Source organism: Leptolyngbya sp. PCC 6406, assembly GCF_000332095.2.
Lineage (GTDB): Bacteria > Cyanobacteriota > Cyanobacteriia > Phormidesmidales > Phormidesmidaceae > PCC-6406.
Window position 1 is genome coordinate 1,295,521 of record NZ_KI913949.1, and the last position, 16,251, is coordinate 1,311,771.

Below are 16,251 nucleotides of genomic sequence, written 5' to 3' on the forward strand. Positions count from 1 at the left end.
GAGATGTGAGGAGTTGCTGACGTGAAGCTGCGAGAATTACTGGCGAAGCTGCCGAGTAGTCTAATGGCCATGGAGGACACCTTTGCGGCAGGTCATCCGGCGTTAGGACAATCGGTGGAGGGGATTTGTACCAACTCCCATGCCTGCCAACCGGGGGATCTATTCATTGGGATGCCGGGGACGCGGGTGGATGGGGGCGAGTTTTGGCCCAGTGCGGTAGAGGCGGGCGCGATCGCGGCTTTGATTTCCCCCGGTGCTTTCCAGTCCCATCCGCCCCAGTCGGCCCAGTCCCGCGCCTTTGTGATTCCGATGACGGATATGGCTATTGCTTGTGCGGCGGCGGCGGCGGCTTTCTATGGCTACCCGGCTCGCCAGATGAAGCTAGTGGGGGTAACGGGCACTAATGGCAAAACCACAACGACTCACCTGATTGAAGCCCTCCTTCAGCGCAAGGGTGCCACGGCATTGCTAGGCACCCTCTATAGCCGCTGGCCGGGGCACCAAGCTACCGCCCTCCACACCACCCCCTTTGCGGTAGATCTCCAAAGTGATCTGAAGGTGGCACTCCAGGCGGGCTGCACTACTGCCGTGATGGAGATCAGTTCCCATGCCTTGGCCCAGCGTCGTCCCTGGGGCTGCCCCTTTGAGGTGGCGGTGTTTACGAACCTGACCCAGGATCACCTGGACTACCACCGGGATATGGAGGATTATTTTGCGGCTAAGGCCCTGTTGTTTAGTTCTGACTACCTGGTGGGACGGGCCATTGTGAATGGGGACGATCCCTACGGTAGGCGACTGCTGGATACCCTGCCCAGTGATCGCCGGTGGGTCTATAGTGTCTCTGACCCTAGGGTGGATCTCTATACCCAGGACTTGACCTACGGGGCAGAGGGGGTCCAGGGTACCCTCCATACCCCAGTGGGGAGTATTCCCTTCACGCTGCCGCTGGTGGGGCAGTTTAACTTGGCGAATATGCTGGCGGCGGTGGGGGCGGCTCTGCATTTGGGGGTGGCTCTAGACGCCGTAGCGGTGGCACTGGCAGGATTTTCTGGGGTGCCTGGCCGCATGGAGCAGGTAGTGGGTATTGGGGAGCAGGATATCAGCGTGATTGTGGACTATGCCCACACGCCGGACAGTCTTCAGAATGCCTTGAAGGCGGCGCGACCCTTTGTTAAGGGTCGGTTGATCTGTGTGTTTGGCTGTGGCGGCGATCGCGATCGCACCAAGCGGCCCCAGATGGGTCGCATTGCCTATGAGTTGGCGGACCAGGTGGTGGTTACCTCTGATAATCCCCGGACTGAAGACCCAGAGCGGATCCTGGCGGATATCTTGGCAGGCATTGCAACGGAACTGCCGCCAGAGCAGGTGATCTGCGATCGCGCTGACGCTATTCGTCAAGCCATTCTGCAAGCTCAGCCGGGGGATAGTGTTCTCATTGCAGGCAAGGGCCACGAGGATTATCAAATTCTGGGTACAGAGAAGATTCACTTTGACGATCGCGAACAGGCCCGCGCCGCCCTAGAACAGCGGGCTGTTAGGTGATTACCGCTGCTGTCGATAGCGTCGCCAAGTAGAAAAACCAGTGTAAATCGCACCCAGCACCAGCCCTCCGCCCAAGCCCATAAACCCCCGCGCCATCCACCGCAGCACAATGACACCTTGATTCAGATCGGCGATATAGGTTTCATAGGTGCCAAAGGCCACTGTGGCAGATTGGAGCTTGGGCGGTGTGGAAGGGGCGACCACCTCCCCAATCACAAAGACCGGATCTCGAACCCGCAGCCCTTCATAGAGATCGGCACCATCCCGTTCGCTGTGGATCGTCCTGCCAATGGTGTAGCCAGAGGTGACTTCCACCTCTAGATCCACCCCCTTGACCCACAGGGGCGGCGAATGCCGTTCTCGCAACTCCCATGTGGTTTCGCCGTCACGGGTCACCCGTCGATAGCGACGGTAGGCCACAAAGGGAAGCTCTTCACCGGGGGGGGTGCGATCGCTAATATCCCCCTCTAGCCACACCCGAGTCCCCGCTTCCTGAAAGCTACTGGCCCTAGCCATTGGTGTCGCCGCCATCTCAGCAGCCGTAGAGAGGGATCGGGTAGACCAGAAACTCAAGCCCATCCCAGCACCGAGAAAGGGGACACCCACTAGGGCAAAAACCCCAGGCAACAACCAGCGCTCCATCTGCCTCACGGTTAGCCCCCGTAATTCCAGCCAGTGCTCTCCAGCAGCAGGGGATCACCCTCGCGGTGAATCGCCGCCCCCACCACTTCACCCACAAAAACCGTATGGTCGCCGTGCTCCACAGCGCCAACCACCCGGCACTCCACATAGCCCAGGGTGTCCTTGATCACCGGACAACCCGTTTCCGGAGCCTCGTAGAACTCGATGTCTTCAAACTTATTTCCCACCCGGCGCAGGGGTTTGAAAAAGTTTTGGGCCAGAGATTTTTGCCCTGCCTCTGGAAAACTGAGGGCAAAGACACCGCTGGCCTTGATCATGGCGTGGGAGGTGGAGTCATTTTTAACGCAGTTCACCACCAAGGGCGGCTGAAACGATGCCTGCATCACCCAACTCGCGGTGAAGCCATTCATCTCCTCCCCATTCCGCACACCGCAGACATAGAGCCCGTGGGGGATCTTCCGCAGTAGGGTTTTCTTAGCCTGTTCATCTAGCATGAATATTCTCCAGTTATTTCAAAATTCACATCCACCACCCACCCACCCTCTCCCCTCCTGCATTGGGCGCAGAAACCGCGCCCCTACCATTCTCGACACCCTGCATTAGGCGCGGAAACCGCGCCCCTACCATTCGCGACACCCTGCATTGGGCGCGGAAACCGCGCCCCTACGGTTCGGCAACACCCACACCCAATCACCCTGTCCCCTCCTGCATTGGGCGCGGAAACCGCGCCCCTACCGCCCATCCACCCACGCCAAAGCCCAATATCGGTCACCCAGCAACAAGGGCAACCACAAGGGATTGCCCCTACGGGAAATTGAATTCAAAATTCAAAACTCAAAACTCAAAATTCCTATCACCTATCACCTGTCACCCCCCACACCCCCATCACCCCCACACCCCACACCCCATCACCCCCTCGCCACCCCCGCATCCCGCGCAGCCTGCTGCACAGCGGCGGAGACGGCAGGCACCACCCGCTCATCGAATACCGAGGGGATGATGTGTTCGGGGTTGAGCTCATTCACAGCCACGAGGGACGCGATCGCATGGGCCGCCTCCAGATACATGGAGGTGGTAATGGCCTCGGCGCGGCAGTCTAGGGCTCCCCGCAGGACACCGGGGAAGGCTAGGACATTGTTGATCTGGTTGGGATAGTCGCTGCGCCCGGTGGCCATCACTGCAACCAAGTCTGTCACCAGTTCCGGCTGAATTTCAGGAATGGGGTTGGCCATGGCGAACAGGATGGGCTGGGACGCCATGGACTTGACCATCTCCACCGTCACCGCCCCCGGCACACTTACCCCTAGGAACACATCTGCTCCCTGGAGAGCGTCCGCCAAGGTGCCGGAGGGCTCTCCGGCAAAGGCTTGCTTCTGGGGATTTAGGTCGGTGCGATCGCGACTTACGATCCCCTTGGAATCACAGAGCAGAATCTGCTGCGCCCCCGCCTTTTGCAGCAGATGTGCGATCGCAACCCCCGCCGCTCCGGCCCCATTGATCACAATCTGCACTGCCGCCATGGCCTTATCCACTAACCTCAGGGCATTGGTGAGGGCCGCCAGCACCACAATAGCGGTCCCGTGCTGATCATCATGGAAAACGGGAATATCCAGTTCCCGCCGCAGTCGCGCCTCAATTTCAAAACAGCGGGGGGCGCTAATATCCTCCAGATTGACACCGCCAAAGACAGGGGCAATGTGCTTCACCGTCTGCACAATCTCCTCCACATCCTGGGTGTCTAGGCAGATAGGGAAGGCATCTAAGCCCGCAAATTCCTTAAACAGCAGTGCCTTACCCTCCATCACCGGCAGGGCTGCTGCTGGTCCCAGGTTGCCCAACCCCAGCACGGCACTGCCGTCGGTGACAATGGCCACGGTGTTGTGCTTAATGGTGAGGTCATAGACCCGATCAGGATCCGCCGCGATCGCCTTGCACACTCGCCCCACACCGGGGGTATAGGCCATGGCCAGGTCATCCTGGTTCCGCACAGTGATTTTGCTCTCGACCCGGATCTTGCCCCCCTCATGGAGTTGGAAGGTACGATCCGCCACCGAGAGGACTTGAATATCCGGCAAGTCCCGTACCGCCGTCACAATTTCCTCGGCGTGCTCAATGCTGGCGGCGTCCACCGTCAGTTCTCGCACCACCCATTTGCGGGTGCGCTCCAGCAGTCGCACATCTTCTAGATTGCCCCTAGCCACTGCGATCGCTTGGGTGACCTGGGCCAGCATTCCGGCCTGGTTGGGGAGTTTGAGACATAGGGTAAGGCCGTAGCTGGGGTTGGGGGTGAGGTGGCGCATGGGGAGATAGGGTAGGGGCGCGGTTTCCGCGCCCAATGCAGGATGTGACAGGTGGTAGGAGTTTTGAATTTTGAGTTTTGAATTCAATTTCCCGTAGGGGCAATCCCTTGCTTGCCCTGTTCGCGTAGCGGCTCCAGAGGAGCAACTAGCCGTAGGGTGGTTACCCTTGTTGCTGGGTGATCGATATTGGGCTTTGGCGTGGGTGGAAGGGCGGGAGGGGCGCGGTTTCCGCGCCCAATGCAGAAGGGCACAGGATGGGCGGTAGGGGCGCGGTTTCCGCGCCCAATGCAGGATGCCCGGTGGGTGGGTAGCCGATATTGGGCTGGTGGTGGGGTGTTAATTGCACGTCCCTAAATAGGCAGGGCTAAGCCTCGGGACTTACCCTGGGATGGATTTGGTACCCACATTTTGTCACAGCCAGATCGTCACAGCCGAATTATCCGTCCACTCTATGGGTGGGGATGGCTATCTATGGGTGGGGATGGCTAGCAATTGTTTAGTACCTCTCCTAGCAATCCTGTGGCTATCTGGCGAATGTGCTCTAGTTTTTCAAACAGGGCTCCCTCGGTCAACATTTTCTCAGCCTGGGTAAAGGCAGCTTCTAGGCTGTCACAGACGCCAAAGCGCCAGAGATAAAAGCCCCCATTCCAAATCACCGACTCAACCAAGGGGCTGGGTTTACCCAGAACGACGGCAGAAAGGGACTCTAAATATTCGGCTTCATCCCCTAGGGGCACGTCTTCAGTGCTAAAGCCGTAGTCTTGGGGATGGAGCAGGAGCCGCTGAAGGGTGCCATCGGCTTGGGCCAAACCCGCGATCGCAGTGCGGCTGCGGGGCAGATCACAACTGCCCTCCAGTCCTTTGACCGTGGTGAACTGTTCCCGACCCTGGAGGGCAAACGTAGCCTGAGCAAAAACTTCCGTAGGGGGATGAACAAAGCCGCTGACCACATGGGCATTGCCACCGTAGGGACACCAAAACAGTTCAATCGTGGCCAAGGGCGGACGCTTGCCAATCTGGTCGCGGTAGGGCACCAGGTCTGCCGCCTGGGGAAAATGGCGCGGGAGATAGATAAAGCCAAACCCCGTTTCCTGGAGCAGACTGCGGGCTTGCCCCAGACTCAGGCGATCCAGGGGTAACCGCCAATGCCGCCAAATATCAATAAAGGGAAGCCCTTCCTTCGTCGGCATCCGGTCGCCCCCATGGAGGAGCACGGGTACTCCGGCAGCGGCCAGCATGAGGGCGGTGAGGGGAGTAATGGGGGCAGTGCGCGATCGCCCATCGTAGGGACAGCCCAAAACCGCCACGGGCTGCTCCGTTTCAATGGGCATGACCATGGGGCCGAGGTCGGCGTAGGCATCCAGCAACCCCGCCAGTTCCTCTGGCACAGGGCGCTTGATTCGGTGGGCGATCAAAAACGCACCAATCTGAGCCGGGGTGGCCGTTTGGGTCAGCATCATCCGGCCCGCATCCGCAGCTTCATCACGGGTAAGGGGGCGCGAGGTGTGACTACCACTGCCCACCTTCTTTAACAAGTCTTTGAAAGCCTGACTCATGGACGCTGGGGGTTAAGGAACTGAGAGCAGGGTAGGAATATCATCCAGAGGCAAAAAATCGCGACTCTGGGCTTGCACCAATTGGCTAAACCGGTGAATGGGGGGAATCGCAAGGCGATCCCCCGTGGTCACCAGCACTACCCGCCGCGTGAGCACCGGGTTTTGGGTGGGGCGCACCACCAAACCCGGATCTCGACGACTCTCCACTAAGGCCGACTGGGGCAACAGCGCCACCAGATCGCCCTGGCGCACCACCCCCCGGAAGGCATCGAGGGTGTTGAGTTCCAAGGCGGCTTGGAGAATACCGCCACTCTGGTCAAATTGCTCCTGGACCAAGCGCTGCATCCCATAACCATCCTTGAAGACCACCTGGGGATAGGCCGCCAGTTCTGCCCAGGGTACTTGGCGAAAGCGGCTGAGGGGATGATCGACGGACATCAGCACCTCCACGGGTTCTTCGTAGAGGGGCTGCACCGCCATATCAGGGCTAAGGGTGAGGCGGGGGTTATCCATAACGATGGCGATGTCCACGAGGCCATCCCGCAGTACCTTGAGGGAGCGATCGCTGCCCAGGGCCGTGACCCGCAGTTGCACCGCTGGGTAGTCTCGCCGAAACTGTTGCAGGGCTGGCGGTAGCAGATGGGAACAGACGGAATGGATGGCGGCGACGCAGAGTTCCGGTTGCTTGCCTGCCATCAGGTCGGCAATTTCCCGCGTGGCCTGCCGCCAGTCCTGGCAAATGCGACGGGCACGGGGCAGTAGGGCTTCCCCTGCCACCGTCAATTTCACCTGGGCCTGACGGTGCACCAGCACCACATCCAACTCCGCTTCAAGAGCCTGAATCTGGCGGCTGATGGTGGACTGGGTAACTCCACACTGCTGGGCAGCGGCTTGAAAGCTGCCCGTTTCCATCACGGCTAAAAATGCTTCTAACTGCTCTAGGCGCATGCCCACTATCAACCTAGGGGATCTACCCCATGCCATCCTTGGCTACTAATTAAACAGATGCCCTGGGTTTGCTTCGTATCAACCGTTGCTAAAGGGCAGGGCTAAAGGTGCTGAGGGAGGACTATCCCAGCATCTTTAACGGATAACGGACTTCTGCTATGGGCTAGGGCAATTTATTCCCTGGTGGATGGTCAGCGAAAGCGCAAAGCTCTGGCCTGACTACGTTGCAGTCCTACTCCCACCCTTCGGGAAGCACAAGGCTCTACATCCCCCAGCCCCTTTTCCCGTGGGCTGAGCGGAGTCGAAGCCCACGGGAAAAGCGGGGCCGGATTCAAAGTCCGCCTCCTAGGGAGCTACCGCTTATAGACATCTCTGAATCAGGCGGTAGACCTTGCAGCTTAAGTTTGCTCGAAGGAAGGCTTTTCGCCCTTTCCAGAATCTTGCCTCACCAGCCCCGGAACCGATAGCAGTGGACTGCTGAACCAGGGTAGAGCGGTGAGGACGGAGAAGAGGAGGTGCTAGGCCGTTTGAGGGTCTTCAGCGGGAGCATCTTCCGGCCCAGGGTCCGAGGCTGTCTCCATCTCCGCCAAAACCTCCGTCGCAACGAGATCGGTGGCCACCTTTGGGGTTTCCCCCGCCACTGCCGCACCGTTTTGGTCGTGGTTTTGGGCTGCCAGCGCCTTCGGCTCGGGTTTTTCAAGAGAAGCCTTCATCGGCTCGGTCACGGATTTTTGTAGTTCTTCCGCTTCCCGCTTAAACTCCGCCTCAAAGTCTTGCTGTGCCTTCTGGAAGCTCTTGAGGGCTTTGGCAAGGCTGCTACCAATTTCCGGTAATTTTTTGGGGCCGAATACCAACAGCGCGATGACCAAGATGAGCGCCATCTCGGGCAAGCCAATGCCAAAAAAGTTCATGGGACAGTCTCCCCTATGCGATCGCAGTCCTTACTCACACTACTGTAATAGCCGACAAATAGGACTGGACACTGGAAAATCCTGTCTTGAGGGTGCGCCATGGCAGAAACCATCCCTCTGACCCTCTGACCCTCTTCCCCCAGTCCCTACGCCCAAAATGGAAGCAGGGTAACTGGGTAACTGGATGCTCAGAACCTCTCGTCCTGCGGGAGAGGGGCAGGAGTGAGGGGCTAACGGGATGTTTTTAGGAGTTAGACGAGTCCAAGCCAGCCCATGGCCCCGATCTAGGGGGACTATAGCCATCCCATTTGATTTCTGCCCCCCGTCGCTACGGGGCTTATTCAAAGCTCATGCAGAATCGCTATAGGTGAACAGTAAAAAGGCAGGGTAGAGAGGTTGTCTCTACCCTGCCCGATCAGAGAATTTAGAGCTTGGTGCCGCCAAGGCTAGAGGCCCAGGCTTCTCCAGTCCACATCAATGTTCTCCAGCAGTAGCGAGGAGTTGTAGAGCTGAAGGATGATCAGGAGGAACACCAAAAACAACCCCATAAAGACGCCCATCAACGGGGTGGTGCCCCAACCCGGAGAAACCTTACCGTATTCAGAGTTAAGGGGCTTCAAAACATCGCCCAGCCAAGTCTTTTGTGCCATGGGTCACCCGTGTTACGCACTTTAATATTCCGTAATATCATAGGATGAAGACAATGACATAACGAGATCTCGCCATGGAACCTGCAACAGTTCTTATTATTTCCGTCGGTGCCATCATTGTCGCCTTCACCGCCTACGCGGTGTACACCGCCTTTGGTCCCCCTGCCAAGCAACTGACGGACCCCTTCGACGAGCATGAGGATTAGACCCCCCCTGAACGCTCCTGAAACTTGTGGTAGCAGTGGCTTGAGTCAGCAAGTTAATGGCAAATGACCCACTAGTACACCCAGGCCGAAATAAGCTTGCTATTCTGTCGCGCCAGTTCAACATTGTCCGGTCCCCTAGCCCCCTGGGAGAGGGCTAGGGAGAGGGGCCGAGTGGGCCACGATAGAACGGCCAGGGTATTTCCGCCACCCAGCACTAGCTATCCAGTAGGCTGTGTACAGCCTGCGGCATGGCTGCGCTAAAGCGGCAGCGTAACGCATCAATCCGAGTTGAAAACCCTACGGAACTAGCTATCCAGTAGTGGTACGACACAGCTAAAGTAGTGCAATAGATTGTCGACTATGTCGCTGCCTCAAACACCGGGTAAAGATGCTTCAATTTCACTCTGGCATCATCAGTTGTGAATTTCCAAATCACTTTGGCCGCACTTTGGTTGCGTTCTTGCTGCCAAGCTTCGAGTTCGTTCTTGAGTTCTGCTGGTGAGGCGATGCGGCGGTCTAAGCACTGCCGGGACAAGACGCTCAGCTCGGTTTCAGCCCCGTTGAGCCAACTACCGTTGCGGGGTGTGTGATAGAGGATCAAGCGTCTGGCGAGTCGATGCGCCTCTAGAGCCGGAAACGCTTTGTAGAGCGAGTCAATGTTGTACGTATTAAGGTTATCTGAGAGCAATTTCACGACTGGCACATCGGGGTAATCGACATCCAGCAACTGACGCACTTCCTCGGCCCAGTCAATGCTGGTGCGACTGTCCCTTTGACTGACGCGCCGCCAACCCCGATTGGGGTCGAAAAACATGAACAACGATTGCATGCCCTCGCGTTGGTAGTGGTAGCCCTCCTTTGTGTCCTGTCCCGGTTCCATCTCAACGGGCGAATAAAGGTCGGACTGCAACTGGTAAGCCGCCTCGTCCATGCAAACCAACGGTGCATCGGCTGTGTGTTCGCTGCTGTAGAGGTCTAAAACCACTTCCATCTGAGCCACAAAGCGCGGCAAGTCCCGTTCTGGGATGCAAAAACGTTCTACTTTCCAAGGGCGTAACTTGTTTTTTTAAACGTCCGTCGCACCGTCTCTCGCGAGATCTGCGCCACAATTTGTCGGGCTTTCAACTGCTGGGTGAGCAGTTCGAGTGTCCAGCGGGTGCGTCCCTCAGGGGCTTCAGAACAGCACAGGGCAATGATTTGAGCCTCCAAATGCCCATCCACCACCGGGGCAACTGGCGGTGTTGCTCGGACTCGTCGGTTGAGCGCTGGTTGTTCCCCGTCCGCTAAGAAGCGGTAGCGAATCCGTCCCACCGTGTTGCGGTGCAGATTGAGTGCTGCTGCAATCTCCTCATCCGTCCAGTGTCTGGTTGCCCACTCTCCCTCGTCCGCCATCAGTAGAACTTGGGCATGGAGGATTTTCTTGGCAGGGGCGTGACCATTGCGACTGATGTCTTCCAATCGGTGGCGTTGCTCAGCACTTAAACAAATTTTATTTTCATCTTTTTTCCCGCGCCCCATTGTAAAACTCCTGCATCGACACTTCTTATTGCACTATTTTAGCTGTGTCGATCCACTACTGGTACGACATAGCTAAAACTGTGCTTTAGAAATTCCAGCGAATTCCTTGTTAGTGGGCAAAGCCCACCCTAAGTAATGCACTATTTTAGCTGTGTTGTACCAGTAGGATGTGTTAGGCGGTAGCCGTAACGCATCACGACCCTTGAAGTCGATGCGTTACGCTGTCGCTTTAGCGCAGCCATGCCGCAGGCTATACACATCCTACGCAAGAATTCAGTTTTATTAAATCCACGATCCTGGGCAGAATTTGTCGGCTGGGTCAAGGCACGCCGACCCAGCAAACCTGTCCCGATGCTGGGTCAAACGAAGTGAGACCCAGCCCACGCCCACTGAAACAACAGCTCGGTCTACAGGGGTGAGATCAGGCACCTTCGTCATCCCGCTTTTGTCATCCCGCTTTTGTCATCCCGCTTTATCCTTGGGTAGAGAGCCCTTTTGCCAAGAGCCCCCATGCTGAACGCAGGTGTGCTGACCTTTCAGGAATTTGCCATGGGAGAATCCCTGCCGCTGGCCACAGTGCAAGCAGCCGTATTTGAGTTTTTGCAAAACCGAGACGATGTAGTTGTTTTTGGCGCACAAGCCGTCAACGCCTGGGTCAGCGAACCCCGCATGACCCAAGATATTGACCTCATGGCCCTCAATGCCGCCGAACTGGCCGAAGCCATTCGTCACATGTTGTCCCAGCGGTTTCAGATTGCGGTGCGGGTGCGAGAAGTGAAAGCAGGGCTGGGGTACCGGGTGTATCAACTCCAGAAAACTGGAAACCGCCATCTGGTTGATATTCGCGCCATTGATCAACTGCCTGCCTACGAGCAAATTGAGCAAGTGCGCATCTTGGCCCCGACGGATCTGATCGCTCAAAAAGTGATCGCCTTCCACCAACGGCGGGGCAAACCCAAAGCCGGGACCGATTGGCGCGATATCGCCATGTTGTTACTCACCTTCCCCCACCTCAAGCAAGATCCTGGGCCTGTCACCACTGCCCTGGTGCAGGCAGGAGCCAGTGCCGAAGTGTTAGGCGTTTGGCGAGACTGGGTGCAGCAAGACCTGCAACCCATCGACGAAGACGAGGATTTTTGAATTTCTTCCTTTTCCATTTGCCCTGGCTCCCAGCCTCTGGCTCGGAGACTCCGGGGACAGCTCTTCCGCCTAGACTCGGGAAGCTCGGCTTGTAGGAGCAATTTGATCTGTCATCGTCTTAATTCATCCAGCTTTGCTGCTAACGTTTCCCAAAGGCGCTTAAATTCAGGAGCCCTTTCCTTCAACTTTTCAGGATCAATCTTGCCCAAAAGTTCTGTTCCATGAGCGATTTTTCGATAGATTCCTTTCTGTGTGTTTCTAGTAGCGTTGTTGAGTGAACTTTCAATTTCACTTTTCGTTGTTTCCTCAATGTTGTTACGGCGAGGAATTGAGTTACGATTAAATCCTTGGCCGTAATAAGCTGCCAACGCATCTGGGTCAGTCACTAACCACGCTTCCATCGTTGGTGTCATCAAATAAACCTGGTTTTCTTCAGCATTAGATAAATCCCAAGGATCTCTTTGGTGCAAATGCTCAATCGGTGTCTTTGAAACGGGGTCTTCTGCATCCACCAGCAAAATATTTAACGCATTAGGATTTTGTTTGCAAGCAATTGTAAAGTCTCCGTAAGCATCATTTCTTGCCCCGCAAACAATCACCCTGAAACGGATTTTCTGATTCCTTGCCTTTGTCTTTAGGTGGGATAAAAGCGCATCCATGCCTTGACGCATCTTGACCTTGGTGCTTTTGTCGCTACCTCCTCCCTCTATATAAATCCGGATTTCAGCTACCACCGAACGCCCCCCAGTTCACCCATACTCCAGAGTTCGCCCAGACGATAGTTTTCGAGCCATGCACTCATGCGGTCCGGCTCTAACCGTTGAAGCTGTGTCCCATCCGGTCCCCGCTCACAGACCATGACAGATTCTGGTATCTCGCTCAATTCCGATATCAGCGTTTCTGAGTGCGTTGTCACAATCAGTTGAGTCTTCTGCGATGCCGAAATCAATAGCTTCGCCACTGTCGGCAGAATGTCGGGATGCAGCCCCAGTTCTGGTTCTTCGATGCACACCAGCGGCGGTGGACTGGGGTGGCACAAAATTGTCAGCAGGCACAGGTATCGCAACGTCCCATCCGACAGCCGTGTTGCTGGTATCGGTTGCCGCAGTCCCCGCTCCCGCAAAAAGAGCTGCACCGTCCCGCCTAGAATTCGAGTAGGAATTTCCTCTACATCTTCGTAAAAAACCTTGAGCTGATCCACCAGAACCTGACTTCCCAGCACATGTTGCAAGTTGTTGATTACCAAGCCTAGGTTGCTGGCATCCTCCAGCAAAAAGCCTCCCGGCAAGTCTGTTTTTTGGGGCATTCTCGGAGCCGTATAGCGGCCCAAATTCCATTCTCGATAGAGCTGAATTTCCGAAAACTGACTACCCAAATACGTTAGCTCTGGATACTGGTCAGGATCCTTCCGCTGAGAGATTACTGACTGATCCGGCTTTAAATCTTCTCGGCGGAGACGACGTTGATTTCGCCCAACATCCGTTCCAGGTTTTTCCTCAAGCTGGTTCCTGACATTGAGAACTGGCCGTCCCTGTAGATAGCGATAGAAGAAATAAACATCCTGTTGGTGGTGATTAATCGGATACTCGTTTTCAACAGCTTCATCGGTGATCTCCATCCGCTGCCCCGCCATCGTGAACTGCAACTTATATCGCAAGGGCATCACCCCATCAGGATAGTTGGCAACAACTTCAAGTTCTGCTGTCGGTGTCGCTGCCCCACCCTTCCACAGCCATTCTTCAACGCCACCCCCTTGTCGGATTGGCACACTCAAATCATTTGGTAACGCCTTAAAAAGCCCCAATGCTTCCAGCAAATTGGACTTACCCGATGCATTCGGACCGATGATGACATTCAGCGGTTCTAGGTCAATCGTTATCCCCTCACTGCCATAGGAGAGGAAATTCTTGAGTTTGAGCTGATTGATAAAGCGATGACCGTCCACGGGTGTTACTCAAATAACGCTGACTCGAATCTTAACGGAGGAAGTGAGCTGGGTTCCCCTCAACAGCCAGCCCTAACGTGACATCCGACCACAAACCCCTTGCCCACCGGCGTGGATGCTGGCCGGATGAGATACCCTGATAGCCATGTATACCCTGTCTTTACGGAGGGGACGGGTTGGGGCGATCGCGCCCTGTTTGGTGATGCGCCCCAGTAAATTCTTCCACCAAATCTAAAGATGCCTTTGGGTTTCCCTAGGGAGACGTGATCCCGTCGGTACACTCTAGGCGATCGCTTAACGCTTCGTGCAGGAGCAAAGTTCATGGGTCGTCCCCAAAACAGGCCCCCAGAGACGGGCTCAGGCAGCGACCATCAAAGCCCTGTAGCGCAGCATTCCTAGGATCCATAGAGAAGACTCCAGTTGTACACCCCTTGCGGAGAGAAGCTTGTATGGTTTTATCTAGCTCCACCCAAAGTAACTGCCCCCTCACCGATGATGAGTTACGGAAAATTGATGCCTACTGGCGGGCCTGTAACTACCTAGCTGTGGGCATGATTTACCTGCGGGATAACCCCCTACTGCGGGAGCCGTTGAAATCAGAGCAGGTCAAGCACCGCCTGCTGGGTCACTGGGGCGCATCCCCCGCCCTCAGCTTCACCTACATCCACTGCAACCGCCTGATCAAAAAGTACGACCTCGACATGATCTTCATGGCGGGGCCAGGGCACGGCGCGCCGGGGGTTCTCGGCCCGGTATACCTAGAAAGTACCTACAGCGAGATTTATCCCGACAAAAGCGAAGATGCGGAAGGGATGCAGAAGTTTTTCAAGCAGTTCTCCTTCCCCGGTCACATTGGTAGCCACGTCACCCCCGAAACCCCCGGTTCCATCCACGAAGGGGGAGAACTGGGCTACAGCCTCTCCCACGCCTTTGGGGCAGCTTTCGATAATCCCGACCTGATCGTCACCTGTGTCGTCGGCGACGGGGAGGCAGAAACTGGCCCCTTGGCCACCGCATGGCATTCCAACAAATTCCTCAATCCGATCCGGGATGGGGCAGTGCTGCCGGTGCTGAACTTGAACGGCTACAAAATCGCCAACCCCACGATCCTGGCCCGGATTTCGCGAGAAGAACTGGAGAGTCTGTTCCGGGGCTATGGCTACACCCCCTACGTGGTGGAGGGCAGCGACCCAGCGGAAATGCACCAAAAAATGGCCGGAGTCATGGAAACCTGTCTCCACCAAATTCGCTCCGCCCAGCAGGAAGCCCGCAACAGCGGCCACGCCGAACGCCCCCGCTGGCCCATGATCATCCTCCGCACCCCCAAGGGCTGGACTGGCCCCCAGGAGGTAGACGGCCATAAGGTGGAAGGCTTCTGGCGCGCCCACCAGGTACCCATGGGGGGAATGCACAGCAATCCCGACCACTTGCGGGCCTTGGAAGTGTGGATGAAGGGTTACCGCCCAGAGGAACTGTTTGATGACAATGGGACTTTGGTTCCAGAGTTGAAAGAACTGGCCCCCACGGGCCACCGCCGCATGAGTGCTAATCCCCACACCAACGGGGGCATGTTGCGCCATCGGCTGCGGCTACCGGATTTCCGGGACTACGCGGTGCAAATGGACGGCTACGGCAAGGTGGAGGTGGAAAACACCGGCATCATGGGGCTGTTTCTGCGGGATGTGATGGCCCAGAACATGACCAGTTTCCGAGTCTTTGGCCCCGATGAAACCGCCTCCAATCGCCTGTCGGCCCTCTATGAAGTGACGAAAAAAGCCTGGATGGCGGATTTCTATCCAGAGGATCTGGACGGCGGCGAACTCTCCCCCGATGGTCGGGTGATGGAAATGCTCAGTGAGCATACCCTCCAGGGTTGGTTAGAGGGCTATCTCCTCTCCGGTCGCCATGGACTCTTCCACACCTACGAGGCCTTTGCCCATGTGGTGGATTCCATGTTTAACCAGCACGCCAAGTGGCTGGATATTTCCAAGAAACATGCCCCCTGGCGGATGTCGGTGTCGTCGTTGAACATCCTGTTATCTTCCGTGGTGTGGCGGCAGGATCACAACGGCTTTAGTCACCAGGATCCGGGCTACATCGATTTAGTCACCAACAAGAGCCCCGATGTGGTGCGGGTGTATCTGCCGCCGGATGCCAACTGCCTGCTGTCGGTGACAAACCATTGCCTCCGCAGCAAGGACTATGTGAATGTGATTGTGGCGGATAAGCAAAAGCATTTGCAGTACCTACCCATCGATGAAGCGGTGAAGCACTGCACCAAGGGCATCGGTATCTGGGAATGGGCCAGTAATGACGACTGTGGCACCGAGCCGGATGTGCCGGATGTGGTCATGGCCTGTGCGGGGGACATCCCCACCATGGAGTCCCTGGCGGCGACGGCCATCCTGCGGAAAGAGTTTCCTGACCTGAAGGTGCGGTTTATTAACGTGGTGGATCTGTTCAAGCTGATGCCAGAACGGGAGCACCCCCATGGGTTGAGCGATCGCGACTTCGACACCCTGTTTACCCCAGACAAGCCGGTGATCTTCAACTTCCACGGCTACCCCTTCCTGATCCACAAGTTCACCTATCGCCGCACCAACCAGCACCGGATCCACGTCCGGGGCTATAAGGAGGAAGGGAATATCAACACCCCCTTGGAGCTGGCCATTCACAACCAGATTGACCGCTTCAACCTGGTCATTGATGTGATCGATCGGGTGCCCAAACTGGGGTCAGCGGCGGCCTACGTCAAGGAACGGATGAAAAACCACATCATCGACTGCATCAGCTATGCCTTTGAACATGGCAAGGATGCTGATGAACTGGTGCATTGGAAGTGGCCTTACTAATCCCAACGCTTAGTTAGTGGCCCTATTGATGAAGTCCAGAG

14 protein-coding genes are annotated in these 16,251 nt (G+C 56.5%); 4 read left to right on the forward strand and 10 right to left on the reverse strand.

Going from position 1 to position 16,251, the window contains the following annotated elements; translation table 11 throughout:
• Positions 1-21 precede the first annotated feature (21 nt).
• On the forward strand, positions 22-1,542 hold the full coding sequence (locus LEP6406_RS0206010; protein WP_008311406.1) for a UDP-N-acetylmuramoyl-L-alanyl-D-glutamate--2,6-diaminopimelate ligase: 1,521 nt from the start codon (positions 22-24) through the stop codon (positions 1,540-1,542).
• Here the strand turns inward: LEP6406_RS0206010 and LEP6406_RS0206015 are convergent, their stop codons facing one another.
• From LEP6406_RS0206015 to psbH, 7 genes are all read right to left on the reverse strand, one after another.
• Positions 1,543-2,184, reverse strand: coding sequence for a hypothetical protein (locus LEP6406_RS0206015; protein ID WP_008311405.1), 642 nt, complete (start codon positions 2,182-2,184; stop codon positions 1,543-1,545).
• Positions 2,185-2,195: 11 nt separating this feature from the next.
• Positions 2,196-2,678, reverse strand: coding sequence for a flavin reductase family protein (locus LEP6406_RS0206020; RefSeq protein WP_008311404.1), 483 nt, complete (start codon positions 2,676-2,678; stop codon positions 2,196-2,198).
• Between the two features lie 414 nt (positions 2,679-3,092).
• Positions 3,093-4,484: an NAD-dependent malic enzyme gene (locus LEP6406_RS0206025; protein ID WP_008311403.1), complete on the reverse strand. Its 1,392-nt coding sequence runs from the start codon at positions 4,482-4,484 to the stop codon at positions 3,093-3,095.
• Between the two features lie 485 nt (positions 4,485-4,969).
• Positions 4,970-6,040, reverse strand: coding sequence for an anthranilate phosphoribosyltransferase family protein (locus LEP6406_RS0206030; RefSeq protein ID WP_008311402.1), 1,071 nt, complete (start codon positions 6,038-6,040; stop codon positions 4,970-4,972).
• A gap of 12 nt (positions 6,041-6,052) precedes the next feature.
• Positions 6,053-6,988, reverse strand: coding sequence for a LysR family transcriptional regulator (locus LEP6406_RS0206035; RefSeq protein WP_008311401.1), 936 nt, complete (start codon positions 6,986-6,988; stop codon positions 6,053-6,055).
• Between the two features lie 518 nt (positions 6,989-7,506).
• Positions 7,507-7,899, reverse strand: coding sequence for a TatA/E family twin arginine-targeting protein translocase (locus tag LEP6406_RS31965; protein ID WP_008311399.1), 393 nt, complete (start codon positions 7,897-7,899; stop codon positions 7,507-7,509).
• 446 nt (positions 7,900-8,345) lie between these two features.
• Positions 8,346-8,549, reverse strand: a complete 204-nt coding sequence (psbH, locus tag LEP6406_RS0206045) for a photosystem II reaction center phosphoprotein PsbH (protein WP_008311396.1) — start codon at positions 8,547-8,549, stop codon at positions 8,346-8,348.
• Positions 8,550-8,623: 74 nt separating this feature from the next.
• Here psbH and psbN point away from each other — a divergent pair, with 74 nt between their 5' ends.
• On the forward strand, positions 8,624-8,755 hold the full coding sequence (psbN, locus tag LEP6406_RS30945) for a photosystem II reaction center protein PsbN (RefSeq protein ID WP_008311394.1): 132 nt from the start codon (positions 8,624-8,626) through the stop codon (positions 8,753-8,755).
• A 358-nt stretch (positions 8,756-9,113) separates the two neighbouring features.
• On the opposite strand, the gene LEP6406_RS31970 is transcribed toward psbN, so the two are convergent.
• A protein-coding gene (locus LEP6406_RS31970; RefSeq protein ID WP_155834640.1) for an IS630 family transposase occupies positions 9,114-10,273 on the reverse strand; the annotation gives its coding sequence in 2 pieces (ribosomal slippage) (positions 9,114-9,823 and positions 9,823-10,273; 1,161 coding nt in all).
• A gap of 510 nt (positions 10,274-10,783) precedes the next feature.
• Here LEP6406_RS31970 and LEP6406_RS0206065 point away from each other — a divergent pair.
• The gene (locus LEP6406_RS0206065; RefSeq protein WP_008308838.1) at positions 10,784-11,413 is read left to right on the forward strand and encodes a nucleotidyl transferase AbiEii/AbiGii toxin family protein; all 630 of its coding nucleotides are present in this window, start codon (positions 10,784-10,786) and stop codon (positions 11,411-11,413) included.
• Positions 11,414-11,523: 110 nt separating this feature from the next.
• Here LEP6406_RS0206065 and LEP6406_RS0206070 read toward each other — a convergent pair whose 3' ends face one another.
• Together LEP6406_RS0206070 and LEP6406_RS0206075 are read right to left on the reverse strand one after the other, a co-directional pair.
• Entirely contained in the window at positions 11,524-12,147 is a 624-nt protein-coding gene (locus LEP6406_RS0206070) for a DUF4276 family protein (protein ID WP_027268889.1), read from the reverse strand.
• The gene (locus LEP6406_RS0206075; RefSeq protein ID WP_008308835.1) at positions 12,141-13,358 is read right to left on the reverse strand and encodes an AAA family ATPase; all 1,218 of its coding nucleotides are present in this window, start codon (positions 13,356-13,358) and stop codon (positions 12,141-12,143) included. The genes LEP6406_RS0206070 and LEP6406_RS0206075 overlap by 7 nt, the downstream gene beginning before the upstream one ends.
• A 449-nt stretch (positions 13,359-13,807) precedes the next feature.
• Between LEP6406_RS0206075 and LEP6406_RS0206080 the strand changes: the two genes are divergently transcribed.
• The gene (locus LEP6406_RS0206080) at positions 13,808-16,210 is read left to right on the forward strand and encodes a phosphoketolase family protein (RefSeq protein WP_008308833.1); all 2,403 of its coding nucleotides are present in this window, start codon (positions 13,808-13,810) and stop codon (positions 16,208-16,210) included.
• The last annotated feature ends 41 nt before the right edge of the window (positions 16,211-16,251 follow it).

Bases quoted from the DNA above. Each gene is read 5' to 3' on its own strand.
- LEP6406_RS0206015 (WP_008311405.1), bottom strand. From the start codon at position 2,184: ATGGAGCGCTGGTTGTTGCCTGGGGTTTTTGCCCTAGTGGGTGTCCCC.
- LEP6406_RS0206020 (WP_008311404.1), bottom strand. From the start codon at position 2,678: ATGCTAGATGAACAGGCTAAGAAAACCCTACTGCGGAAGATCCCCCAC.
- LEP6406_RS0206025 (WP_008311403.1), bottom strand. From the start codon at position 4,484: ATGCGCCACCTCACCCCCAACCCCAGCTACGGCCTTACCCTATGTCTC.
- LEP6406_RS0206030 (WP_008311402.1), bottom strand. From the start codon at position 6,040: ATGAGTCAGGCTTTCAAAGACTTGTTAAAGAAGGTGGGCAGTGGTAGT.
- LEP6406_RS0206035 (WP_008311401.1), bottom strand. From the start codon at position 6,988: ATGCGCCTAGAGCAGTTAGAAGCATTTTTAGCCGTGATGGAAACGGGC.
- LEP6406_RS31965 (WP_008311399.1), bottom strand. From the start codon at position 7,899: ATGAACTTTTTTGGCATTGGCTTGCCCGAGATGGCGCTCATCTTGGTC.
- psbH (WP_008311396.1), bottom strand. From the start codon at position 8,549: ATGGCACAAAAGACTTGGCTGGGCGATGTTTTGAAGCCCCTTAACTCT.
- psbN (WP_008311394.1), top strand. From the start codon at position 8,624: ATGGAACCTGCAACAGTTCTTATTATTTCCGTCGGTGCCATCATTGTC.
- LEP6406_RS0206065 (WP_008308838.1), top strand. From the start codon at position 10,784: ATGCTGAACGCAGGTGTGCTGACCTTTCAGGAATTTGCCATGGGAGAA.
- LEP6406_RS0206080 (WP_008308833.1), top strand. From the start codon at position 13,808: ATGGTTTTATCTAGCTCCACCCAAAGTAACTGCCCCCTCACCGATGAT.